Here is a 21,545-nt window from a genome sequence, read left to right on the forward strand (position 1 = left end):
ATGGTCGATAATCTGAAAGAGCAGATATATGTCATTCCACTGGGATCGGTTCGGCGCGTTCCCCGCTGGAGACGCAGCGCAAAGGCAATGAAGGATATCAGGGAGTTTCTGGGACACCACATGAAGAGCGAGGATGTGAAACTTCACGCCTCAATCAACGAGAAGGTCTGGTCCCGTGGTTCCCAGAAGCCGCCAGCACGGATCCGTGTCAAAGCTATGAAGCTTGAAGACGGTCAGGTGCAGGCGGAACTGGCTGAGGAGTGAGATGGACCGCACGGTCTCGATATCAGGCGACTCCCATATTGGCGTATTTACCCGCGTCTTTGAGGACATCGCGGTCATTCCGCTCGAGGCACCTGAAGAGCTCGAGGTTCATTACCGTGAGGCCTTTGATCTGGAGATAGTCAGGACAAACATCCAGGGCAGTCCGATCATCGGCTCCCTCCTTGCCGGAAACAGCAACGGGTTTGTGGTCTCCGGTCTTGCGACGCAGGCAGAAGCCGATCGGCTTAGTGAATACCGCGAACTCTTCTTCCTTGAACATGGGATGAACGCAGCCGGCAACGTCATACTCGCGTGTGATAAGTTCGCTGCTGTTCATCCTGAAATGGACAAGAAGCTTCAGAAAGAGATCGGTGAGTTTCTGAAGGTCCCGATAACCCCTCTCACTCTTGGAGATGTGAAGGTTGTCGGGATGGCTGCGGTTGCAACCAACAACGGTGTCGTGGTCAGTCCACGTAGCAGCCTCCATGAGATGAGCACTCTTGAGAAGGTCTGCGAGCTGCCGGTGGGGAAGGGCTCGATCAACATGGGGAATGCAATGGTCGGGACCGGTCTCGTGGCAAATACTAAAGGGTACCTTGCCGGAACAGAGACAAGCGGCTACGAACTCGGAAGAATAGAAGATATTTTCGGATTTGAGGAGTGAACTATGGACCAGAAGAAGTACGAAGTCACGGGCAAATACCAGGAACTGCGTGGATGGAAGCCATACACCAAGGTTCTTGTTGCCCCAAATGAGAAGCAGGCACAGGAACGGATCTACAACCTGATCGGAAGCAAACACCGCCTTAAACGCATGTATATTCAGATCGATACCATCACTGAATGTGCAGGTGAGTGATCCCGATGGCACCCGTTGATCCCCGTGAAGTTCAGTCCCTTCAGGCATACCTGAACCAGTACAACCAGCAGGCAGAGATCTACTCACGCCAGCTCGGTATCATGGAAGAGGGGATCCGGGAAGGGAATGCCGCAATTGAGACCCTGAAGGCTCTTTTAGAGGCAGGAGACTCCACGATCCTGATGCCGGTCGGCGGAGGCGTAAACGTCCGGGCACGGGTAGAACACCCGGATGAGGTCTACGTCAACATCGGCTCAGAGATCATTCTCCAGAAGACCAGTGAGGGTGGTGCCAGTTACCTCAAGGATCGCATCGTTGAGATGGAAGCATCAAGCAAGAATCTGAGCGAAGCACTCCAGAAGATTGACGCCCAGGTCAAAGATATCTCCAAGCGTCTTGAGCAGCTCTACCGCCAGGCCCAGCAGGAACAGGGTGCCGGCGGTGCAGGGCCGCGATAAGGCCTTTTAAGGACTTGAGTGGTCTCTGATGTTCAAAGCGCTTAAAGAGAAACTCTTCTCGGTCAGGCAGCGACTGGAGACCACCATCAGTGAGCAGCCTGCAGATGATGGGGCTGCTTCTGTTACCCGGGAGATTCCGGAATCTCCGGCAGTCTCTCAGGCTTCAGAGCCGGAACCGGCTCTACCGGTGGCTCACGCTGATGAGGGTGCCAAAGAGAAGAAGGCTCCTGGGTTTGCCCAGAAGGTGGTCTCGCTCGTCAGAGACCGCGAGTTTATCATCTCTGAAAAAGACATCGAGGAGTCCCTCTCTGATCTTGAGATCGGCCTCTTAGAGAGCGATGTCGCCTTTTCTGCAACCGATGCTATCCTGACAAAGGTCCGTGCAGATCTCACCGGATCAAAACGCAAGATCGGAACCTCGGTCGACTCGGTCATCACGAATGCCCTCTCCGATGCTCTTCTGTCAGTTCTCGGTGAAGGAGTCAACATCCTTGACTTCATCGCAGCACGTGAGAAACCGGTGAAGATCCTCTTCACCGGGGTGAATGGAACCGGAAAGACCACGTCGGTTGCGAAGGTTGCACACTATCTCACCAAGAACGGGCTGACTGTTGCTATTGGTGCGGGAGATACCTTCCGTGCCGGTGCGATAGAGCAGATCGATGTTCATGGCGAGAGGCTCGGTCTCAAGGTTATTCAGCACCAGGAGGGGTCTGACCCCTCTGCTGTTCTCTTTGACACCGTGCAGTATGCAAAAGCCCACAACATCGATGTGGTTCTTGGAGATACAGCCGGAAGGTTCCACAACCGTGTCAACCTGATGAACCAGCTCGCCAAGATCCGCAGGGTCATTCAGCCTGATCTCATCGTGTATGTTGACGAAGCTGTTGCAGGCAACGACGCGGTCATCCGTGCCGAAGAGTTTGCAAAGTCTGTCGGTATGGACGCTGTGATGCTGACCAAGGTTGACATGGACCCCAAGGGCGGAGCAGCGATCTCGATCGCCCATGCGGTTGGAAAACCACTCATCTTCATCGGTGTAGGCCAGGGGTACGACGACATTGTGCCCTTTGAGCCGAAGGCGATCGTTGCTGACCTCCTTGCAGGTGAGGCCTGATGCTCGGAAATCTCGGCACCAACCTCAAGGATGCCCTGAAGAAACTTGCCGGAAAGACGGTCATCGATCGGGTGGCTGTTGAGGAACTGGTCAAGGATCTTCAGCGTGCCCTCCTACAGGCCGATGTCAACGTCAAGCAGGTGATGCAGCTCTCCCAGACGATCAAGAAGCGTTCTCTCGAGGAGGAACCACCGAAAGGGGTTACTGCACGTGAGCATGTGCTCAAGATCGTGTACGAGGAGCTCGTTCACCTCGTTGGCGGCAAGGTCGATGTCCAGCTTGGCAGGCAGACCATCCTGATGGCAGGTCTGCAGGGGTCTGGTAAGACCACCACCACCGCCAAGATCGCCCGGTACTTCAAGAAGAAGGGTCTCCGGGTTGGAGTCATCTGTGCCGATACCTTCAGGCCCGGTGCCTACACCCAGATCAAGACCCTTTGTGACCGGGTGCAGGTGAACTGTTTTGGCAACCCCAAAGAGACCGATGCCCGTAAGATCGTGGCAGAGGGTCTCCAGCACCTCAAGGACGAGGTCATCATCGTGGATACCCAGGGGCGTCACGCCCTTGAGGATGAACTGATCCAGGAGATCATCGATCTCAATGAGATGACCCATGCCACCCACCGCTGGCTTGTCCTTGATGCAGCACTGGGTCAGCAGGCACGTGAGCAGGCACGCCGGTTCCACGAGGCCGTCCAGATAGATGGTGTCATCATCACTAAGATGGACGGTACCGCAAAGGGAGGAGGCGCCCTCTCGGCTGTCTCCGAAACCGGGGCAGGGATCGTCTTTGTTGGTGCCGGTGAGACTGTTGAGGATCTCGAATGGTTTGATCCTGACAGCTTCATCTCGCGTCTGCTTGGTATGGGTGATCTCAAGGCCCTTGCCGAGAAGGTCCAGGAGAGCATCCAGGAGGAGGACATCGATGTCAACGCGATGCTCTCAGGCAAGTTCACGCTTCGGGATATGTACAAACAGCTCGAGGCAGTGAACAAGATGGGGCCACTCAAGCAGGTGCTCAGCATGCTTCCGCTCGGAGGCATGGAGGTTCCTGATGGCGCTATCGATGTCACCTCGACCAAGATGGAACGCTACCGGATCATCATGGACTCGATGACCAACATCGAGATGGATGATCCCACGGTGCTGAACGGTTCACGTGTGCAGAGGATTGCCATGGGAGCTGGTGCGACTCTTGAAGAGGTGCGTGAACTCATCAAGTACTACAAGATGATGAAACGCACCTTCAAAAACCTGAAAGGAGGGGAGAAGGGGATGCAACGGCTTATGAAGAAGTTCGGCCGCTTCTCCTGATCCCATGGTCTTTTTTGCGGTGACAGGTCACCAGGCAAAGAATGACGCCTCATTCAGCCTGAACGACCTTCCAAGCAGCGGTGGCAGGATGGATCTCCTCTGCCGGTGCGTACAGGCCTCGCTCTTCCTATCGCACGGCATCAGGGAGGATGCATCCTGTTTCCTGATCCTTGCAGGCGGGCCTGGTGCAACCAAGACCGTCAGGTTTGAGGGGGCCAGTGTTCGCAGCCTGAGCCCGGATGAGCGGAGCAGTGCCTCCTTCATCAAGAAAGCCCTTGAGATCCCGGCAGGCAGCCTCTTCCGGGAGGTTACCCCCGGTGTCTCGGTTAGGAAGGCGGGACTTGAAACCCTTCTTGGTGAGCACCGGTTCGGAGTGCTTGACGAAGCCGGAACAGACATCAGAAATGCAGGGGTGAAAGATCTTCCTGAAGGTTTTCTGCTCTCTGATCATCAGAACTTCACACCTGAAGAGGAACTGTTGATCCGGGATCTGCCCAGGTACTCGCTGGGGCCGCAGATTCTGCATGCAGACCACGCAATTGTCCTGCTCTACAATGAGATCGATCGGAGAAGATCCGGATGGAACTGACTGAATTATACCGCAAAGTACAGGAGTACGGGCCGATCTGTGATCACTGTCTCGGTCGCCTCGTAGCAAAGCGTTCGCACGGATTATCGAATGATATGCGCGGAAGCGCGATCCGGATCGCGTCTGCACTTGAGGCAAATGAACCGTACACTCCACCGTCTGAACCCTGCTGGATCTGCAACAACTTCTTTGATCACACTGCAGAGTGGGCAGAGCGGGTCATCTCGTCTCTTGTGGGAATCGAGTGCAAGACCTTTCTGATCGGATCACGGATTCCTCCGTTGATCACCGAGGCAGAGGAGATGATCTGGAGCGATATGGCGCTGCAGGACCCCGAGCCTCTCAAGTCTGAGATCAACCGTGAGGTAGGTAAGGCCGTATCAGCACGAAACGGGCTTCAGGTCGAACTGAAGAACCCTGACGTGGTGGTAGTCCTGAACCTTCATGAAGAGATTGCAGAGGTTCAGATCCGCCCAATCTTCCTCTATGGCAGGTACTTCAAGTACGAGCGGGGAATCCCCCAGACTCACTGGTTCTGCAGGTCATGCAAGGGCGCAGGCTGCGAAGCATGCAACGGGACAGGCAAACAGTACGCAGATTCGGTGGAGGAATTGATAGGCAGGCCCCTCTGCGAGATCTTCGAAGGCACAGCAGCAACACTTCACGGCGCCGGACGCGAGGACATCGATGCAGTGATGATCGGATCCGGCCGCCCGTTCATCATCGAGATCTCTGAACCCCGCCTGAGACAGGCAGACGTTGAAACCCTTGAAAAGAGGATCAACGAGGCTGCCGGCGGCAGAGTGGGGGTAAAGGATCTCAGATGGACCGAACGGGGTGAGGTGGAAACCCTTAAGACACACAAAGGGCATAAAAAATACAGGATTCTGGTCGATATAGACGGCTCCATCCCCGAAGAAACCCTCTCTGCAGCCGCAGAACAGCTGACGGGTGCCACGATACATCAGCGCACCCCGGCCCGGGTTGCCCACCGGAGGGCAGACAAGGTACGGGAGAGGGTTGTCCTTGATCTCATATGGGCAGGCCGTGAAGCGAACCTCTTCGCGTTCGAAGTAACAGGAGAGGCCGGTCTGTACATCAAGGAGTTAATATCAGGTGACCAGGGGCGGACCACGCCCAGTCTATCAGAGATCCTGGGAACACCGGCACGGGTCGTACAACTAGATGTTGTCGATGTGCAGGGAATCGAGTAGGTGAACGGAAATGGCACTTCACAATGGACCGAGGAAGAAGACCCGGTATAAGTTTAAGAAAGATCTGAGAAAGCGCGGCGTTCTGCCGGTCACCACCGTCATCCAGGAGTTTGACATGGGACAGAAGGTTCACATCGTTTGTGAGCCAAGCATTCAGAAGGGAATGCCTCATGCACGCTTCCACGGCAAGACTGGTTCAGTTGTTGGTCGCAGAGGCCGTGCATGGCTCGTGCAGATCTACGACGGCAACAAGATGAAGACAATTATCTCACGTCCCCAGCACCTTAAGGCGCAGCAGTACTAACGGAAGATAGGTCGGTTGGCATGAAGATCAAAGGAATTATTGAAGAAAATGCGATCACTGTTCCTGAACTGAAAGAGGAACTGCTCAATGTTGAAGCAGTCCGTCTGGAAAAAGGAAAAGAGATGTCGTATGAGCTCCGCAGGAGCATCGAACATGCCAACCAGATCTCCCGGACCTCTGCAGCGAAGTCCCGCAGTCTTGTTGATGCACTGCTCCAGGTTGAAAAGGTAAAACCTGATGTAGCACTTCGGATTGCAAACACAATGCCCAGGACCAGAGACGAGGTTAGAGCCGTCTTTGGCAAGGATAAGTTTGCGCACACAACCGAGGAACTCGACCAGATCATCGATCTCGTTATAACTCACTTCAACTAGGTGCGCTCATGATGAAGACTGAGCGGGCTGAGAAGAAGGAGATCAACGCAGTTGTTCTTGATATCCTTCCTAAAGGGTATCCTGGCGATCCGCGTCCCATATATAAGCGAGAGCCGGTTGTGCAGGCAATCGGTGTGGAGCAGTTCAAGCTTCTTGAACTGATCCCAAAGACACTGGATGTGGCGATCGGTGAGCTGATCTACATCGGGAGCGGTGAACGCGAGAAGATCGAGCGGGTCAAACGCAGGATTGGGTATCACGAACTGACCAACGGGGCTTTATCAGAACTTCCCTTCGTCATCGAGAAGATCGTCAAGGAACGGGAGAGTGAGTATGTCAACTTCTACAACAAGTCGATCTCTATCACACCCAAACTTCACATGCTTCACCTGCTTCCTGGCATCGGAAAGAAACTGATGTGGGAGATCATCGAGTCAAGGGAGAAGAAACCGTTTGAGAATTTTGCTGATATCTCAACACGGATCAAGTCTCTTCCCCACCCTGAAAAGATGATTCTCAACCGGATTCTGGAAGAGCTTCAGGATCAGACGGTGAAGTATCACCTCTTCACCTCACGATGAGTGCGTACCGGGATCAGCACTTTCTTGCTGACCGCAATGCGGTAGAACGGATTGCGTCAGTTCTTGATCTTGCAGATCGCCGGGTTCTGGAGATAGGGCCCGGCAGGGGTGTGCTTACCCGTGCTCTGCTTGCCAGGGGGGCACGGGTTATCGCAGTTGAACTCGACGGGTCCCTGGTTACTTTTCTGAAGCATGAGTTTGCCCAGGCGATAGACTCAGGAGCTCTTACGCTGGTTCCTGGTGATGCCACAAGGGTTGATATCCCGCCGTTTGACATCGTTGTTGCAAACCTTCCCTATTCTGCATCATCCAAGATCACGTTTCGTCTGCTTGATATCGGGTTTGAGGCTGCGGTTCTCATGTACCAGAAGGAGTTTGCAGACCGGATGCTTGCAGATATCGGGACCCGCGACTGTGGCAGGCTCACGGTGATGGTGCAGACCTTTGCCCGTGCAAGCCGGTGCTTTGACCTCCCTCCCGGGGCGTTCTCTCCTCCGCCCGCGGTATACTCGACGGTCGTCAGGATAGAGCCACGTCCGCCGCTCTTCCCGGTTAATAACCGGTCTGTGTATGCAGAGGTTGTGAAGATCCTGTATGCAGGCCGGAGAAAGACGGTGCGGAGTATCCTGAAGAACACGGGGGGTATCTTCGGTGCTGACCTGGTTGCATCCCTGCTCTCAGGTCTGGATCCTGCTATCCTCTCATCCCGTCCCGAGGAACTCTATCTCGAGGATTATGCCACAATCGCAAACGCCCTTTCAGGCTGACAGCAGTCAGGTCTACCAGCCTGCTGAAGACTCTTTTCTCCTCCTTGAAACAGCGAAACAGGAGGTCAGGTCATCTGACCGGGTACTTGAGATCGGTGTCGGGTCAGGGTATGTCTCATCAGGACTCCTCTCATCCTGTCGTCTGCTGATTGCAACCGATAGAAACCCCCATGCAGCCGCTATCGCTCATGCCACTGGTGTCCCGGTGGTATTGACCGATCTCGCGGCCGGTCTGTGTGGACCTTTTGATCTGATCCTCTTCAACCCGCCATACCTTCCTACTGATCCAGCCGAGCGGATCGATGACTGGCTTGAACTTGCCCTTGATGGCGGCCCGTCAGGCAGGGATATTATTGCCAGGTTTCTGCAGCAGATACCTGGCATCATCTCACCAGAAGGCAGGGTGCTTCTTCTTATCTCATCCCTGACCGAACCTGATGAGGTTGGTAATCTTGTCAGAAAAAACGGGTTTGAGAGTTGTACTGTGGCAGAGGAGAGGGTTGATGGAGGAGAGCTCCTGATGATACTCAGGCTAACTCCTTGCCGGTGAACCGTCGTCAGATCCTGATATTTCCTGTGTCGATCTCTTCCCTAAGCAGATATACACCTGCAATAAGGACCGCAAGCATCACGGCAGGGCCAATGATCTCGATCGGCTGGGCACTTGATATGTTGAAGATGATCACATGCCTGATCATCGCGGTAAGTCCTGCGATGAGGATTGCCCTGACCGGCACCCGCTTTGTCCGCAGGTACACGATAACCGTCTCAAAGAGTTCGATGATGATGACGGTGAGTAGGATCGAGTATACTATCTGAATGATCCCTTCGTCCCAGTTCTGGGTGGTAAACAGCGAGATGATATCAAACAGGGTTATTCCGAGTGATATCAGTGCCACAATGGTGAGAAACAACGCAAGCACGATGTAAATCAGTACCGGCACGACGGTCATGATCCTGATCACCGGGGCGGTCTGTTCTGCAAGGCTGTCAGCCATACACCGTATAAGGCCTTCCTGAATAAAAAGTCCGTGTTTGTTACTGCATGTTGGAGTACCGGTGAATGATATCATCGATACTACATTTTTTCAGCTCGATAAGCGCAGAGATGATCGAATCCGCAAATATCATCGCTGATGTCTCAAAGAGTGTGCCGAGCGGAGTTGACGGGTGTGATATGGATCGGTGTTCTCCTTTCAGCTGGCGGAGATCGAAGTGATCAGACCCGGTGCGGATGCTCTCATCATCGGTCATGAGGTAGACAACGCAGGTGGCAAGGTCAGCCATTGGAGAACTCTTCGTTCCTGTGATCAGGCAGAGCGATCCCCCGATCTGGTGGGTTGTCTGGCATGCCTCAAGTACAGACTTGGTCTTTCCTGAACCTGAAAAGGCGATAAGAACGTCACGCTCGTTAAAGGCAGGGGTGACCGTCTCTCCGACAACATATGCGGTCAGGCCAAGGTGCATGAGACGCATCCCGAATGACTTTGCAACAAACCCTGATCTGCCTGCACCAAGCACAAAGATCCGTTCAGCCCGGTTAATCTCGGTGAGAATACACTCCACCTGGCGCTGATCAATCGATTTTGCGACCTCCTCGATCCGGGAGATCATCATCAGCATCAGGTCCTGCAGCGGGATACACGAATCCATGAATGATTACAAGGTGCTGTTGTGGTCCTCAAATATATGACGGAGCGCACCGGCAAAAAAAGAAAGTCTGGTTTTGTGGGATCAGTGTCTGAAATATCTGACCCCGGTGAAGACCATTGCGATGTTGAGCCTGTTCGCCTCGGCGATCACCTCTTCATCCCTGATTGAACCGCCTGGCTGGATGAGGGCTGTTGCTCCTGCCTCTGCAGCGACCTGCAGGGTATCCGGGAACGGGAGGAATGCATCAGATGCCACTGCCGTGCCCTTGAGTGGTGAGAGCGATCTGGAGACCGCGATACGTGCTGAATCAACACGGTTCATCTGTCCTGCCCCGATACCAATCGCCTTCGTGCTGTCTGCAAAGATGATTGCGTTGCTCTTGGTGTGCTTGCAGACCTTCATGGCGAGGTGCATGGCAGCCTCTTCTGCCGCGGTCGGGTCCCGGTCAGAGACGACCTCCCAGTCCTCCCTGAATGTGGTGTTCCGCTGGGCAAGGGCTCCACCGTCTATTGTCCTGATCTCGGTATGATCCACCGGGTCAGGGAGTGTGAGCACCCTCATGTTCTCTTTCTTTGCCAGGATGGGAAGTGCTCCCGGTGCGTAGGATGGGGCGACCAGGACCTCGATGAAGGTGGATGCTATCTCGCGTGCGAGATCCTCGCCGACCTCCTGGTTGACAGCCACGATTCCTCCGTACGCAGAGACCGGATCAGACTCCCGTGCGGTAAGGTAGGCTGTGCAGACATCTTTGCCCGTTGCAACCCCGCAGGGGTTGTTGTGCTTGATGATGACCGCTGCAGTCTCTGAGAACTCCCTGAGCAGTGAGACGGCGGCATCCAGGTCAAGGTAGTTGTTGTATGACATCGCCTTCCCCTGGACCGGGACTGCCCCTGCAATTCCGGACTCTCCGTACACGGCAGCCTCCTGGTGCGGGTTCTCTCCGTACCTGAGTGATCTCCCGTTCCTGTACTGCACAGAGAGCGTGTCAGGGAATTTTCCCTCAAGACTCTGGAGGTAGTTGGATATGGCCCCGTCATATGCTGCCATCTTTGTGAAGACCTTGCAGGCGAGGGCGAGACGCTCCTCATACCCGAACCCTGCTCCGCTCTTTATTGCCGTGATGAGTGCAGGATAGTCTGAAGGATCAGTGACGACCACGACGTCCTTGAAGTTCTTGGCAGCAGCCCGAATCATGGCTGGTCCGCCGATGTCGATGAACTCGATCAGTTCTTCCAGAGGCAGTGCCTGTTTTGCCATCTCTTCGAACGGGTAGAGGTTGACGACGAGCAGGTCGATAGGCTGGATGTTGTTCTTCTCCATCTCTGCCTCGTCTTTTCCCCGCCTTCCCAGAAGCCCGCCGTGAATCCTGGGATGGAGCGTCTTGACCCTGCCGTCCATCATCTCAGGATGTCCGGTGTAGTCAGAGACCTCGATGATCGGGATGCCCTCCTTCTCCAGAGTCTTTGCCGTCCCACCTGAACTCAGGATCTCAATTCCGGCTGCAGAGAGCGCCTTTGCGAGATCGATGATCCCATCCTTGTTCCAGACTGAGAGCAGTGCACGCTTCATGGGAATATACTAGGGCATACGCGGTAATGAGGGTGATGGCCCGACGGGCTGCAGAAAGAAAAGAGATGTATTGGGGCTCACTGGCTCCGCTTTGATCCGATGAGCAGGGCTGCTGCGCCGAGTGCTGCGCAGATCACTCCGACCGGCAGCGGACTTGCCTGTGTGGCTGTTGCAGACGGGGTTGGCGGGTGAGCGTAGGTCTTCTTTGGATGCGGGGTGATGACCGGTGTCGGTTCATCAGTCACTTCTTTGGTTGGTATCGGGGTGACAATGGATGTCTGGACCTCGGTTGGTTCCCTGGTCGGTTTCTGGGTCTTCTGTTCGGTCAGATTTTCCTGCTTTTCCAGTTCTTCTGCCGTTAACTTCTTGGTCTTGTTTGACTTGCCCTCAGATGTCGGTTCGCTTGTCACCTTCTTTGTGGGCTTTTCGGTAGGGGTCTCTTCCTCGTCTACAGACTTTTTGCTCTTTGAACTCTTGCTGCTTGTCTCTTCAGGAGTGGGTTCAGAGGTTATCTTCGGTGTAGCATCTTCTGAAACGTTTGCAGCCTTCTTTGAAGATTTCTTCTCGGTTGTGACACTCTCGGTCTTCACATCCCCGCTCTTGTCCTTGCTGCTAACAGTCTTATCAGAATTATCCTTCCCTTTTACCCCTGTCTTTGAGAGTGTGTACGTCTTCTCTTCGGTGACGGTGGCCCCTGAATCAGGGTTGTTCTCGTTGATCTTGTTGACATTGGTGACCGCAGAGATCGTATATTCTCCGTCTGGGAACTTCTTTGCATCAGAGGTATCCCACACGGCACCGGTGTCATACGGGGATGCGTAGACGTACACCTTTTCGAGGTTGAAGTCGCCGGTCTGCGAGGAGGTGATCGTGTGGAACACCGTGTCGTTCGGTCCGGTGAGGTTGATGGATACCGGGGCACCTGACGATCCTGCACGCTGGCTTATCCCTGCAAGGTTGGTTGCTATCTTGAACGAGACAAGGTTTCCACGTTTGATCATGTCTGGGTCAGTGTCCATCCCGTTCTCAACCAGGGCAACCTCAAGCGTGGGGTCTTCAACCGTGAAGACCGGCTTTTTGGTAATTAATGCATACCATTGACCTGTGTGACCTTTGAACGTGTCAGTGTCAACGCTGAAATGCTGGACATCAGTCACCCTGGACCGGGAGGTTGGCGTTCCCTGGGCGTTTCCTGAGTCCCACCAGGCGATCTCGTCTCCGGTATGAACATCACAACTGGAGAGGTCAAGGTCTGCTTCTCCCACAAACACGGTCCCCCCATGGGGAACTTTGTTGTCTGCTGCAAGAGCAGCAGGAACAAACAGGAGTCCGATGAGAATGATGAAAGGAATGAGAATGCGATCCGTCATACAATAATCTCAGCTACGTGTGCCGTTTTGCGGCATTAGGGTTATGGCCCCGGATGGCCCATAGAACGTGGAACTCAAATATCAGGGATGACTACTTTTCTGCACGCATCTGAGTCTCCTTATCCTGGGCCTTGTCTTTCTCCTCATCACCGTCAGACAGATCGGACGGTTTACATTCCGCATATGGCAGGTGATGACCGTCGGAGCGGTTCTTGTCCTCCTCACCGGGGAGATCAGCCTCCCTGAAGCCCTGTCTGCGATCAATCCTGATGTGATGATCTTCCTCTTCGGGATGTTTGTCGTGGGTGAGGCCGTTTCTGCCAGCGGGCTTCTTGCCCGGATCTCTGATCAGATCTGCCGGGTAGCCGGGACCCGTGATCGGCTGCTGCCTGTTTTTATCTGTGTAATGGCCGTGTCGTCTGCATTTTTGATCAACGACACCGTTGCGATCATCGGTACTCCCCTTGCACTCTCTCTTGCCAGCAGGTATCGTATCCCCCCGGCAGCAGTACTCCTGGTCCTCTGCTTCTCCCTGACGACCGGAAGTGTACCGAGCCCAATTGGAAACCCCCAGAATTTCCTGGTTGCGACGTACTGGAATCCTCCTGAGCCTTTTGTGTCATTTGCAACGGGTCTGCTCGTCCCGACGATCATCAGCCTCTGCCTGATCGTGCTGCTGATGAGGTCCCGGTGGATGAAGGTGGATGATGGAACCTTTGTGCCTCCTGATCTCCCGCTGGCTCCTGATACACGGCTTGCCAGAGTGACTATTCTCTCCATGGCGATCCTTCTCTCTCTGATCGGTATCAGGATAACCAGCTCATTCTTCGACCTCCCCCTGTTTCCTCTCGGGACCATCGCCCTCTGTGCTGCCTTTCCCATCCTTCTTCTGGCAGAACAACGGGCAACCATCATCAGACAGATCGACTGGAGAACCCTGATCTTCTTTGCAGCAATGTTTGTCCTGATGCAGAGTGTGTATGATTCAGGCTGGTTTCAGTCGTCGGTGCCGTTCACTGATCTTACCACGATCCCCCTGATCCTTGCAGCAAGCATCATCCTCTCTCAGTTGATCTCAAACGTCCCGTTCATCGCCCTTTTTCAGCCTGTTATTGCAGTATCAGGCCTCTCATCGGGATCCATGCTGGCCCTTGCTGCTGGCTCCACGATTGCAGGGAATCTGACCATCCTCGGTGCTGCAAGCAACGTTATCGTCATTCAGCAGGCTGAAAAGGCTGGCTTTTCAATCCGGTTTCGTGACTTTCTTCTGGCCGGTCTTCCGCTGACTCTTCTTCAGGCCCTGGTCTACGCCCTATGGCTTCTCTATTTCACGTAACTCGCGCGATTTGGGGTATTGCATGGCATATTTCTTTATACTCAATATCGAAACATTCCATAAGCATACTAAACTGGAATTTTTTAGGTATGAGTGGAATTCTGATCGTGGATGATAACCCGGTTCAACGCGAACAACTCAGAACCATCCTGAACGAAGCCGGATATCCTGTCATCGGATCTGCCTCGTCAGGCACTGAAGCAGTGAAACTTCTCAGGTCAATAAAACCCTCTCTTGTAACCCTGGATATCGTGATGCCTGATATGAACGGCATCGACCTTCTTCGTTCCATCCGTGCTGCCTATCCCTCAATTCCTGTCATGGTCTGCTCCTCGTTCGGTCACGAGGTGGTGGCAGATCTTGCACGGAGATCAGGGGCTTTTGCATTCTTTCCAAAACCATATCCTGCACACCGTCTGCTCCAGGAAGTGGAGCGTATGATAGGTCCGCCACTGTCAGACGCTCCCGTCTGATCAAGGCATGATTTTTTGTGTAGATCCTCGAAGCAGAATGTATTCTGCGTCAAATCTGATACAATGTAACAAGGAAAGAGAACAACTTTGAGACTTTCGTGAGTGTCTGGCGGTTATGCCGGCTGAGGAGGTTCCTGTTATCGACAGGAACCGTATATCCGGGGAATATTGTGTCTGGATCGGTGGTGTCCGCACGGATCCTCAGCCTTGAAGGGTATGGGGTGTATATTGACTCCGTCAGCCGTGCATGGTTGTATTATGCGGGGAGTGCTGGATGGGGGGTGTTTCTACACGGCGTGTCGGGAGGCATGGGTTCTGGCATACATTACCCTCTGATGAAGATGGCATACCGGATGGGTTGGTGTGGGGTTACATGCAACAAGATTCTGGTATCACCTCCTGTTCTTCTGTGCAGGTCTCTGCCTGCGCATGTATAGTAGTATTTACATTGTGTTATATCTACTTTCCTATCCGGCAAGTATGCTTGCCGTTTTGTCAGATAAGAACTCAAAAAGTCTGCCTGTTCGGACTGGTTACGGTCAGGGATGGTCTCCTGATCCCTGTCCATCTCCCACAATCTCTTCATAGGTAAAAATCTCTTCGATGTGAACTCCAAACCTCGATGAGATCCTGAAGGCGAGTTCGAGAGAGGGATCATACTTCCCCTTCTCAATGGCAAGAATAGTTTGCCTGGTCACTCCTACATCCCTGGCCAGATCTTCCTGCGTAAGATCATTCATTGCACGAAAGACCTTTATCTTATTCTTCATCCTCCCCCCCGGCCCCGTATTTTCGTTCATACCAGGAGAGAAAGATGACGTATACGATGATCATGAGAAAGACGATAAACATGAGGATGAATGCAAACCTGGCCACCTGATACGAGAACGGGCCGAACACCTCACCCCTGAGGCTGATGACAGCACCTCCGAGTGCATACGAGAAGAGGATCACACCGAGGACCTGAAGGGTCCTGAGTGATGCCTTCTCTGTGATCAGGTGAGTCCGTTCATCGGCAACCACCTCATCGACGAGTTGCCGTACGATCCATGCGGCAAGAACGCCGATGATAACTGCACCGGTCATCACCAGTGGTTCGAGGTGTTCAACAGACCAGATAAATATGCCCACTTCGATCAGTGCGATGAACCCAAGCAGAAGAAAATATGTGTGTTGCTTCATAATGCTTCTGTGTAACGTATCATTGTACTAATTCGGATAAGATAAGCATGATCGTAGTATCGCGAATAAAATACCAGCGTCAGGTCATTGCGGCGATATCGCCGCAGAATACAGGGCCGTAATCATGGGGTTTGATCATGCCGTCCGTGTTCTTTTTGTTGATGACGAGCCGGCAATGCTCCATGCAATTCGCGATTATCTGACGATTATTCATTCTCTTGAGGTTGATATAACAGACGATCCTGTGGATGCCATCCAGAGCGGGCAGCTCTTCTCCTATGACTGCCTGGTAGTGGATTACGATATGCCTGAAATGAATGGTATCACCCTCCTCAAGGCGATACGGGAGGTGGATCCTGATATTCCGGTCATCGTCTTCACAGGCAAAAGTCGTGAGGAAGTCGTAATTGATGCCATCAACAACGGTGCAGACTTTTACCTGCAGAAGGGAGGCAATGCTGAGGAACTCTTTGCCGAACTCGCGCATGACATCGGAAAGGCGGCACGACAGTTCAGGGCTGAACGTGCCCTCCTTGAAAGTGAGCAGCTCTACCGTGCTGTTGTTGAGGATCAGACCGAGTTCATCTGCCAGATGGATCCTGAAGGGATGATACGATTCGTCAACACCTCTTTTGCCTCATACCTCTCCCGCGAACCCGGTGACCTCGTTGGTTCAGACTTCTTCTCCCTCTTCGGGGAGGGAGGGGAGAACCTGAAGGATGCCCCTGATGTATGTGACCCTGATAATCCGGTGGTATATGCAGAGATCAGGCAGGTTCGTCCTGACGGCTCGGGTTCATATCTCCACTGGACGCTCAGGCTCCTCTTCGACTCCTCGTTTGAACCGAGGGAGATCCTGGCAGTAGGGCGTGACATCAGTGCCCAGAAAGAGGTGGCACGACAGATATCGATCCAGCGTGATCTCGCTCTTGAACTGGCGATGGTCTCCTCAGCTGATATGGTGCTTGAGATGTCACTGAGGGCAATGGTGAGGCTCACCGGGCTGGAGACCGGGGCGGTGTATCTTCGTGACCGTGCCACCGGGGCGGTAACGAAAGCGTATGACTCAGGTCCCCACCGTCGCTCACTCTATCAGTTCATGGAGGCCTGGCAGAACGAGAACATCGATCTCCTTGCTGTCCTCGCAGGTGCATCCCGGTACTACAGTCAGACCGATATGAGCCGGTCAGATTCTCCGTTTCTCTCGATGGCACTTGTCCCTGTCCAGCGCTATGATGAGGTTATCGGATGGTTTGTGCTGGGATCTGATGGCATGAAGGAGGTCCCGGTCAACTGCCGCGACTCCCTGGAGACGGTGGTCTCACAGATAGGGAACGTGATCGCCAGAATCCAGGCTGAAGATGCCCTGCGTGATGCACTCATCGAGAGTGAGGAGCGGTATATGCAGCTCTCCGAGTCATCACCAGACGCAATTGCAATTCTTTCGTCAGAAAACCGGCCTGTGTATCTCAATCCGGCTGCACTCTGCCTCTTTGGTGTCCACTCGTTTGATGAGTTTATGACCAGGCCGTTAACCGAGTACTTTGATCAGGCATCATATCCGGCAGTGACCGAGATGCTCTCCCAGAGTTTCTCAATCCGGAGCCCGAACTCGTGCGAAGCGGTGATGTGGAGCATATCAGGCAGAGAGATCTTTGCAGAGCTGATTGCAGTACCTATCACTCAAGCAGGTGATACCGCTGTTCTCCTGATCATACGTGACCGGACCGAGCAGAAACTCGCAGAACGGGCGCTGGCAGAGAGTGAACGGCACTTCCGTGAACTTGCAGACCTTCTGCCTGAACCGGTCTTTGAGACTGATGCGAGCGGCCGGGTTACCTTCTGCAACCGGGGAGCACATGCCCTGCTCTCATCATCTGATGATGCAACGCTTATCGGTGAGTCGTTTCTCCGGTTCTTCAGCGACGCAGATCAGGGAGAACTTGCGCGTGTTATGGATGAGGTCCGTGCAGATCCTGCTGTCAGAAACGGGGGATTTGCCGTCAGGGCAAAAGACGGTGGAGAGCGTTCTGTTCTGCTCTCACTCTCCCCGGTATTCCGCGATACCGTGTATGACGGGGTCCGCGGTGTGATCGTGGACATCACCGAGATGAAGCAGTATCAGGAGAAGCTCAAACGGACGATAGAGGAGAAGGATGTCCTCTTCCGTGAACTCCATCACCGGGTCAAGAACAACATGCAGGTGATCTCAAGCCTGCTCCAGCTTCAGGAGGAGTACATCGAGGATGAGCGTGTTATTTCAGCGATTCATGATTGTGAGCAGCGTATCGCATCGATGGCCCTGGTGCATGAGACACTGTACCGCAGTGAGTCACTCTCTGACATCCCGTTTTCATCGTACCTTGAGAACCTTGCTGAAGAGGTTATCAGCAGCATCGCAACCGTAAGGGATATCAGGACAGAGATCGAAGTCGGTGATATACGGTTCAGCCTGGATACCGTGGTCACCCTGGGTCTGATTATCAATGAACTGATGGTGAACTCGATGAAGTATGCCTTCACCGGAAAGGGGAAGGGACTTATCAGGGTCTGCATGGAGCACGAGGAGGGGTCTTTCGTGCTCGCCTATGCGGATGACGGAGTCGGTCTTCCTCCTGATTTCTCCATCGATTCGTCAAGTAGTCTTGGTATGCGACTCGTACGTGTTCTGACCCGTCAGTTGCTGGGGTCTGTAACTGTCGGCGGTGGAGATGGTCCGGGAGCACATTTCACCATACGGTTTCCTGATCACTGAATAGAAGGGGGAGATAATTGCGACACAGATACTGATTGTAGAGGATGAGGCTATTGTAGCGGAGTCTATCGCCTCCAAACTCAAAAAGTTCGGATACGACGTCGCCGGTCCGGTTCCGACCGGGGAAGAAGCGGTGAAACTCGCCGGTGAGGTCAGGCCTGATGTTGTGCTGATGGATATCCATCTAGCAGGCACAATCGACGGGATCGATGCAGCAGGAAGTATCTCGGGTTCGTATCGTATTCCTGTGATATTTCTCACTGCGTATGCAGATGACCAGACCCTTGAGCGGGCAAAGGAGGCAAAGCCGTTTGGGTACCTGATAAAACCGTTCAGGGAGCGGGATCTACATGCGACGATACGGATGGCACAGGAACGCTCGCGGCTTGAAGCAGAACTTGAAGCAGCCAACCGCGAGCTTGACTCATTCAGTTACTCGGTCTCGCATGACCTGAGGGCTCCCCTTATTGCCATAGACGGCTTCTCCCGGATTCTTGAAGAGTCATATATGACATATCTGCCCCCTGACGGGCAGGAGTGTCTTCACCGGGTTCGCCAGGCTGCAGCCAATATGGATAAACTGGTCAATGACTTCCTCAGGCTCTCACGGGTAACCAGGACTTCACTGGTGATTGAACCGGTTGATATCAGTGCCCTTGCCACGGAAATTCTGGAGGGACTGTCACAGGAGCACCCTGACCGGAAGGTTATCTGGACGGTTGAGCCAGGCCTTGAGGCAGTCGGAGACAGAGGTCTTCTCCTGATCGCAGTACAGAATCTGCTCACCAACGCGTGGAAGTACACCGGCAGGAGGAGCGAGGCACGGATCGAAGTGGCCGGAACACTGCGTGGAAAGGGCCTGACATTCTATGTCAGGGATAACGGTGCAGGATTCCCGCCTGAAAAGGCGAACCTTCTCTTCATCCCTCTCCAGCGGCTTCATTCTCAGGAGGAGTTCCCAGGAAACGGTATAGGTCTTGCAACCGTGCAGCGGATCGTCTTTCGGCATGGAGGGAAGATATGGGCTGAAGGCGTTCCGGATTCAGGAGCCACCTTCTGGATAAGCCTTCCTGAACAGGTCTGATGCTGATCAGGCCTGTTCAGCATCTGACAAACGAAAGAAAAGTAATTTATGGGTACACCACGGAGATCGAAGGCAGGTACAGGTGAATATGGTCTTGTTGATCTCTGAATAACAGAGGGTTTGATGGGGGAACAGGTGCAGATGATCGGAAAGAAGAGGGATGGGGATGCCTCGGGTTCTTATTGTAGATGATACTGACTTTGACCGGAATCTTCTCAGGAATATTCTGGTCTCTGCCGGTTATGAGATAGCAGGTCTGGCAAGCGGCGGTGAGGAAGGGATTCAGCTCTACCGGGAGATGATCCCTGATCTTGCCATGCTGGATCTGATCATGCCGGATCTGAATGGAATAGATACCCTGCGCAGGATTCGTGAGGAGTATCCTGAAGCACGGGTGATGCTCTGTACCTCTGTTGGTGAGGAAGGGATGGTCGATCTCGCCAGAAGAATCGGGGCAAAAGGGTATGTTGTCAAGCCGTACCAGGCCACAAACCTTCTCAAGGCAGTCGAGCGGATTGTGGGTCCGCCTGGAAACAAAGCAGGGATAACGTGGCAGTGATCTGCTCGCTGTCCCTGATAAATTACTCTTTTGTCTGACTGGTTTCGTTATGAGCAGGAGAGTTGGATGTGCTCTCTCCTGTCATATTCACTGTTATATTTGCATCAGGCTTTGTTTCTGTTTTGTTCAGCTCCAAAACAGACTGGTTTGTTGTATCTGAAGGAGAAATAACTCCTCCCTTGCGGTACGCTTCTGCAGCCTCTTTTGTCTTCTGTTCTTTCTCGTACACCGCTGCAAGTTTCAGCCAGAGAGTTGTGTCTGACGGCCTGCTCTCTGTTGCAGCCTCATAAGCCTGTGCTGCCTCCTTATATCTGCCCAGTGCAGTCCATGTGTTGCCGAGGTCTGCCCAGGTAATTCCGTTCTTTGGATCAAGGGTGAGAGACTTCTCAAAGGCTGCGATTGCTTCGTAGAATCTTCCCTGTCCTGAAAGAATGGCACCGAGCTGGCCCCATCCTCCGGCCTGGTCGGTCGAGATCTGGAGTGATCTCCTGACTGTTGTCAGTGCCTCCTCGTACCGTGTAAGCCCATCATACGCTGCTGCAAGCTGGTTCCACCCTTCTGTATCATTCGGGTATGCTGCGGTCGCATTCAGCAGGGTGGCAAGTGCTGCCTCATGGCTGCCGACTGCGTTCTGTTCCCTTCCGAGCGGGATGAGGATGGTTGTGTTTGTTGGTGAGAGGTTCTGAAGCCTGGAATAGATCTCAAGTGCTTCGGTATCCCGCCCGAGTTTTGAGAGAACTTCCCCATACCCGGTCAGTGCCTTCTCTGATCCTTTGTCGAGCCTGAGTGCGGCTGCGAATGCATCTGCTGCAGCCTTGTTGTTTCCGCTGATTGAAGCGTTTAGTGCCTTCTCGTACCATCCGTTGAACGCCTTCTGAATGTCAGCGGCACTCGGGCCGGTCTGGTTTGTCTTATTTCCTTCCGGGGCCGTCTTGTTCGCTGATTCAATCTTCACTGGTGAAGTATTCTGCAGAGGAGGGGAGGAGTTCACCTCCACGGGTTCTGGCTCAACTGGTTCACCAGTATCATTTGCTACGACATTCTGTTCTACGATCTCTCCTGTATCTGTCAGGGTTTCCTGGAACTCTGAATCAGTTGCAGAGATATTCTCATCAGCACTCACCTGAAAAGAGAGTACCAGCATCAGGAGGAGAAGCAATATCGAAAGCGTCTTGATAATATCCATAGGATATGTTCTGTCAGGTCTCCTTTTATAGTGCACGGCAATCCTCCCCAGTCCCTCTCACCGGAGCGTAATAATCCATGAAATATATCGATGTACGAGCAATCGATGAGGCAGACTACCCTCATGTATGCCTCCTTGAACAGGGTCAGTCAGGCTCGCAGTACCAGGCAGCAGTGTTTGTCCGGCAGGCGATGACCCTCTGGCCCGGGCTGTTCCTTGTTGCCGAAGTAGAAGATCAGTCTGCAGGGTATCTTGTCGGATCGATATCAGGTGATGACCTGGAAACAGGCTGGATACTGAGGGTCAGGGTTGTTGAAGCGATGCAGCGGATGGGAGTTGCAACCAGGATGCTGATCAGAATTGAAGAATCGATGAAAGGGTATGGAATAAACCGGATTCTCCTCTCCTGCTCTCCGGTTAATGAAGGGGCGCTCGCTCTCTACCACAAGCAGAGATATACTATCAGGAGCCGCGAACCAGCATACTTTGGCCCTGGAGAGGACAGGTTCATCCTCGAAAAAGTGATCTGAAACTAACC

General features: G+C 53.4%; 26 protein-coding genes. 19 read left to right on the top strand and 7 right to left on the bottom strand.

Going from position 1 to position 21,545, the window contains the following annotated elements; genetic code table 11:
• From ACHZA2_RS09540 to ACHZA2_RS09600, 13 genes are read left to right on the top strand one after another with little or no spacing between them, the layout of a single operon-like run.
• Positions 1-264, top strand: coding sequence for a 50S ribosomal protein L31e (locus tag ACHZA2_RS09540; protein ID WP_319539019.1), 264 nt, complete (start codon positions 1-3; stop codon positions 262-264).
• A 1-nt stretch (position 265) separates the two neighbouring features.
• Positions 266-928, top strand: coding sequence for a translation initiation factor IF-6 (locus tag ACHZA2_RS09545; protein ID WP_319579528.1), 663 nt, complete (start codon positions 266-268; stop codon positions 926-928).
• Between the two features lie 3 nt (positions 929-931).
• Entirely contained in the window at positions 932-1,123 is a 192-nt protein-coding gene (gene rpl18a / locus ACHZA2_RS09550) for a 50S ribosomal protein L18Ae (RefSeq protein ID WP_319539017.1), read from the top strand.
• Between the two features lie 5 nt (positions 1,124-1,128).
• The gene (gene pfdA, locus ACHZA2_RS09555; protein ID WP_319579529.1) at positions 1,129-1,581 is read left to right on the top strand and encodes a prefoldin subunit alpha; all 453 of its coding nucleotides are present in this window, start codon (positions 1,129-1,131) and stop codon (positions 1,579-1,581) included.
• Positions 1,582-1,609: 28 nt separating this feature from the next.
• Positions 1,610-2,698 carry a signal recognition particle-docking protein FtsY gene (gene ftsY / locus ACHZA2_RS09560; protein WP_319579530.1) on the top strand — a complete coding sequence of 363 codons (1,089 nt, stop codon included), beginning with the start codon at positions 1,610-1,612 and terminating at the stop codon, positions 2,696-2,698.
• Positions 2,698-4,011: a signal recognition particle protein Srp54 gene (locus tag ACHZA2_RS09565; protein WP_319579531.1), complete on the top strand. Its 1,314-nt coding sequence runs from the start codon at positions 2,698-2,700 to the stop codon at positions 4,009-4,011. Before ftsY ends, ACHZA2_RS09565 begins: the two co-directional genes overlap by 1 nt.
• Positions 4,012-4,015: 4 nt before the next feature.
• Positions 4,016-4,600, top strand: a complete 585-nt coding sequence (gene trmY / locus ACHZA2_RS09570) for a tRNA (pseudouridine(54)-N(1))-methyltransferase TrmY (protein WP_319579532.1) — start codon at positions 4,016-4,018, stop codon at positions 4,598-4,600.
• Positions 4,591-5,814: a tRNA pseudouridine(54/55) synthase Pus10 gene (locus tag ACHZA2_RS09575; protein ID WP_319579533.1), complete on the top strand. Its 1,224-nt coding sequence runs from the start codon at positions 4,591-4,593 to the stop codon at positions 5,812-5,814. Before trmY ends, ACHZA2_RS09575 begins: the two co-directional genes overlap by 10 nt.
• Before the next feature lie 10 nt (positions 5,815-5,824).
• Complete coding sequence (locus ACHZA2_RS09580) at positions 5,825-6,118, top strand: 50S ribosomal protein L21e (RefSeq protein WP_319539011.1); 294 nt, start codon at positions 5,825-5,827, stop codon at positions 6,116-6,118.
• A gap of 20 nt (positions 6,119-6,138) precedes the next feature.
• Positions 6,139-6,492, top strand: coding sequence for an RNA polymerase Rpb4 family protein (locus ACHZA2_RS09585; protein ID WP_319539010.1), 354 nt, complete (start codon positions 6,139-6,141; stop codon positions 6,490-6,492).
• Between the two features lie 11 nt (positions 6,493-6,503).
• Positions 6,504-7,073, top strand: coding sequence for a DUF655 domain-containing protein (locus ACHZA2_RS09590; RefSeq protein ID WP_319540912.1), 570 nt, complete (start codon positions 6,504-6,506; stop codon positions 7,071-7,073).
• Positions 7,070-7,840 (top strand): 16S rRNA (adenine(1518)-N(6)/adenine(1519)-N(6))-dimethyltransferase RsmA, encoded by a 771-nt coding sequence (rsmA, locus tag ACHZA2_RS09595; RefSeq protein ID WP_319579534.1) that lies wholly within the window; start codon positions 7,070-7,072, stop codon positions 7,838-7,840. Before ACHZA2_RS09590 ends, rsmA begins: the two co-directional genes overlap by 4 nt.
• Complete coding sequence (locus tag ACHZA2_RS09600) at positions 7,809-8,390, top strand: HemK2/MTQ2 family protein methyltransferase (protein WP_319579535.1); 582 nt, start codon at positions 7,809-7,811, stop codon at positions 8,388-8,390. Before rsmA ends, ACHZA2_RS09600 begins: the two co-directional genes overlap by 32 nt.
• Positions 8,391-8,397: 7 nt before the next feature.
• Here the strand turns inward: ACHZA2_RS09600 and ACHZA2_RS09605 are convergent, their stop codons facing one another.
• The 4 genes from ACHZA2_RS09605 to ACHZA2_RS09620 form a co-directional block, all read right to left on the bottom strand.
• Positions 8,398-8,838, bottom strand: a complete 441-nt coding sequence (locus ACHZA2_RS09605) for a phosphate-starvation-inducible PsiE family protein (RefSeq protein WP_319579536.1) — start codon at positions 8,836-8,838, stop codon at positions 8,398-8,400.
• A gap of 40 nt (positions 8,839-8,878) precedes the next feature.
• Positions 8,879-9,493: a 6-phospho-3-hexuloisomerase gene (hxlB, locus tag ACHZA2_RS09610; RefSeq protein WP_319579537.1), complete on the bottom strand. Its 615-nt coding sequence runs from the start codon at positions 9,491-9,493 to the stop codon at positions 8,879-8,881.
• Between the two features lie 81 nt (positions 9,494-9,574).
• Entirely contained in the window at positions 9,575-11,062 is a 1,488-nt protein-coding gene (gene purH / locus ACHZA2_RS09615; RefSeq protein ID WP_319579538.1) for a bifunctional phosphoribosylaminoimidazolecarboxamide formyltransferase/IMP cyclohydrolase, read from the bottom strand.
• A gap of 77 nt (positions 11,063-11,139) precedes the next feature.
• Positions 11,140-12,432 carry a DUF3821 domain-containing protein gene (locus ACHZA2_RS09620; protein WP_319579539.1) on the bottom strand — a complete coding sequence of 431 codons (1,293 nt, stop codon included), beginning with the start codon at positions 12,430-12,432 and terminating at the stop codon, positions 11,140-11,142.
• 160 nt (positions 12,433-12,592) lie between these two features.
• On the opposite strand from ACHZA2_RS09620, the gene ACHZA2_RS09625 reads away from it, so the two are divergent.
• Positions 12,593-13,768 (top strand): SLC13 family permease, encoded by a 1,176-nt coding sequence (locus ACHZA2_RS09625; RefSeq protein ID WP_324292175.1) that lies wholly within the window; start codon positions 12,593-12,595, stop codon positions 13,766-13,768.
• A gap of 89 nt (positions 13,769-13,857) precedes the next feature.
• On the top strand, positions 13,858-14,241 hold the full coding sequence (locus ACHZA2_RS09630; protein WP_319579541.1) for a response regulator: 384 nt from the start codon (positions 13,858-13,860) through the stop codon (positions 14,239-14,241).
• 539 nt (positions 14,242-14,780) lie between these two features.
• Here ACHZA2_RS09630 and ACHZA2_RS09635 read toward each other — a convergent pair.
• A complete protein-coding gene (locus tag ACHZA2_RS09635; protein ID WP_319579542.1) occupies positions 14,781-15,011 on the bottom strand; it encodes a helix-turn-helix transcriptional regulator in 231 nt (76 codons plus the stop codon).
• On the bottom strand, positions 15,001-15,423 hold the full coding sequence (locus tag ACHZA2_RS09640; protein WP_319579543.1) for a DUF2178 domain-containing protein: 423 nt from the start codon (positions 15,421-15,423) through the stop codon (positions 15,001-15,003). The genes ACHZA2_RS09635 and ACHZA2_RS09640 overlap by 11 nt, the downstream gene beginning before the upstream one ends.
• A 124-nt stretch (positions 15,424-15,547) precedes the next feature.
• Here ACHZA2_RS09640 and ACHZA2_RS09645 point away from each other — a divergent pair, with 124 nt between their 5' ends.
• The 3 genes from ACHZA2_RS09645 to ACHZA2_RS09655 all read left to right on the top strand — a co-directional run bounded on the left by ACHZA2_RS09645 (position 15,548) and on the right by ACHZA2_RS09655 (position 19,821).
• Positions 15,548-18,178 carry a PAS domain S-box protein gene (locus ACHZA2_RS09645; RefSeq protein ID WP_319579544.1) on the top strand — a complete coding sequence of 877 codons (2,631 nt, stop codon included), beginning with the start codon at positions 15,548-15,550 and terminating at the stop codon, positions 18,176-18,178.
• A gap of 34 nt (positions 18,179-18,212) precedes the next feature.
• Entirely contained in the window at positions 18,213-19,262 is a 1,050-nt protein-coding gene (locus tag ACHZA2_RS09650; RefSeq protein WP_319580960.1) for an ATP-binding protein, read from the top strand.
• A gap of 166 nt (positions 19,263-19,428) precedes the next feature.
• Positions 19,429-19,821, top strand: a complete 393-nt coding sequence (locus ACHZA2_RS09655; protein WP_319538999.1) for a response regulator — start codon at positions 19,429-19,431, stop codon at positions 19,819-19,821.
• A gap of 22 nt (positions 19,822-19,843) precedes the next feature.
• Here the strand turns inward: ACHZA2_RS09655 and ACHZA2_RS09660 are convergent, their stop codons facing one another.
• Positions 19,844-21,007, bottom strand: coding sequence for a tetratricopeptide repeat protein (locus ACHZA2_RS09660; RefSeq protein ID WP_394698540.1), 1,164 nt, complete (start codon positions 21,005-21,007; stop codon positions 19,844-19,846).
• 77 nt (positions 21,008-21,084) lie between these two features.
• Between ACHZA2_RS09660 and ACHZA2_RS09665 the strand changes: the two genes are divergently transcribed.
• Positions 21,085-21,537: a GNAT family N-acetyltransferase gene (locus ACHZA2_RS09665; RefSeq protein ID WP_319579546.1), complete on the top strand. Its 453-nt coding sequence runs from the start codon at positions 21,085-21,087 to the stop codon at positions 21,535-21,537.
• Positions 21,538-21,545: the final 8 nt, after the last annotated feature.

The organism is uncultured Methanospirillum sp. (assembly GCF_963668415.2).
Classification (GTDB): domain Archaea; phylum Halobacteriota; class Methanomicrobia; order Methanomicrobiales; family Methanospirillaceae; genus Methanospirillum.

Bases quoted from the DNA above. Each gene is read 5' to 3' on its own strand.
- ACHZA2_RS09540 (WP_319539019.1), top strand. From the start codon at position 1: ATGGTCGATAATCTGAAAGAGCAGATATATGTCATTCCACTGGGATCG.
- ACHZA2_RS09545 (WP_319579528.1), top strand. From the start codon at position 266: ATGGACCGCACGGTCTCGATATCAGGCGACTCCCATATTGGCGTATTT.
- rpl18a (WP_319539017.1), top strand. From the start codon at position 932: ATGGACCAGAAGAAGTACGAAGTCACGGGCAAATACCAGGAACTGCGT.
- pfdA (WP_319579529.1), top strand. From the start codon at position 1,129: ATGGCACCCGTTGATCCCCGTGAAGTTCAGTCCCTTCAGGCATACCTG.
- ftsY (WP_319579530.1), top strand. From the start codon at position 1,610: ATGTTCAAAGCGCTTAAAGAGAAACTCTTCTCGGTCAGGCAGCGACTG.
- ACHZA2_RS09565 (WP_319579531.1), top strand. From the start codon at position 2,698: ATGCTCGGAAATCTCGGCACCAACCTCAAGGATGCCCTGAAGAAACTT.
- trmY (WP_319579532.1), top strand. From the start codon at position 4,016: ATGGTCTTTTTTGCGGTGACAGGTCACCAGGCAAAGAATGACGCCTCA.
- ACHZA2_RS09575 (WP_319579533.1), top strand. From the start codon at position 4,591: ATGGAACTGACTGAATTATACCGCAAAGTACAGGAGTACGGGCCGATC.
- ACHZA2_RS09580 (WP_319539011.1), top strand. From the start codon at position 5,825: ATGGCACTTCACAATGGACCGAGGAAGAAGACCCGGTATAAGTTTAAG.
- ACHZA2_RS09585 (WP_319539010.1), top strand. From the start codon at position 6,139: ATGAAGATCAAAGGAATTATTGAAGAAAATGCGATCACTGTTCCTGAA.
- ACHZA2_RS09590 (WP_319540912.1), top strand. From the start codon at position 6,504: ATGAAGACTGAGCGGGCTGAGAAGAAGGAGATCAACGCAGTTGTTCTT.
- rsmA (WP_319579534.1), top strand. From the start codon at position 7,070: ATGAGTGCGTACCGGGATCAGCACTTTCTTGCTGACCGCAATGCGGTA.
- ACHZA2_RS09600 (WP_319579535.1), top strand. From the start codon at position 7,809: ATGCCACAATCGCAAACGCCCTTTCAGGCTGACAGCAGTCAGGTCTAC.
- ACHZA2_RS09605 (WP_319579536.1), bottom strand. From the start codon at position 8,838: ATGGCTGACAGCCTTGCAGAACAGACCGCCCCGGTGATCAGGATCATG.
- hxlB (WP_319579537.1), bottom strand. From the start codon at position 9,493: ATGGATTCGTGTATCCCGCTGCAGGACCTGATGCTGATGATGATCTCC.
- purH (WP_319579538.1), bottom strand. From the start codon at position 11,062: ATGAAGCGTGCACTGCTCTCAGTCTGGAACAAGGATGGGATCATCGAT.
- ACHZA2_RS09620 (WP_319579539.1), bottom strand. From the start codon at position 12,432: ATGACGGATCGCATTCTCATTCCTTTCATCATTCTCATCGGACTCCTG.
- ACHZA2_RS09630 (WP_319579541.1), top strand. From the start codon at position 13,858: ATGAGTGGAATTCTGATCGTGGATGATAACCCGGTTCAACGCGAACAA.
- ACHZA2_RS09635 (WP_319579542.1), bottom strand. From the start codon at position 15,011: ATGAAGAATAAGATAAAGGTCTTTCGTGCAATGAATGATCTTACGCAG.
- ACHZA2_RS09640 (WP_319579543.1), bottom strand. From the start codon at position 15,423: ATGAAGCAACACACATATTTTCTTCTGCTTGGGTTCATCGCACTGATC.
- ACHZA2_RS09645 (WP_319579544.1), top strand. From the start codon at position 15,548: ATGGGGTTTGATCATGCCGTCCGTGTTCTTTTTGTTGATGACGAGCCG.
- ACHZA2_RS09655 (WP_319538999.1), top strand. From the start codon at position 19,429: ATGCCTCGGGTTCTTATTGTAGATGATACTGACTTTGACCGGAATCTT.
- ACHZA2_RS09660 (WP_394698540.1), bottom strand. From the start codon at position 21,007: ATGGATATTATCAAGACGCTTTCGATATTGCTTCTCCTCCTGATGCTG.
- ACHZA2_RS09665 (WP_319579546.1), top strand. From the start codon at position 21,085: ATGAAATATATCGATGTACGAGCAATCGATGAGGCAGACTACCCTCAT.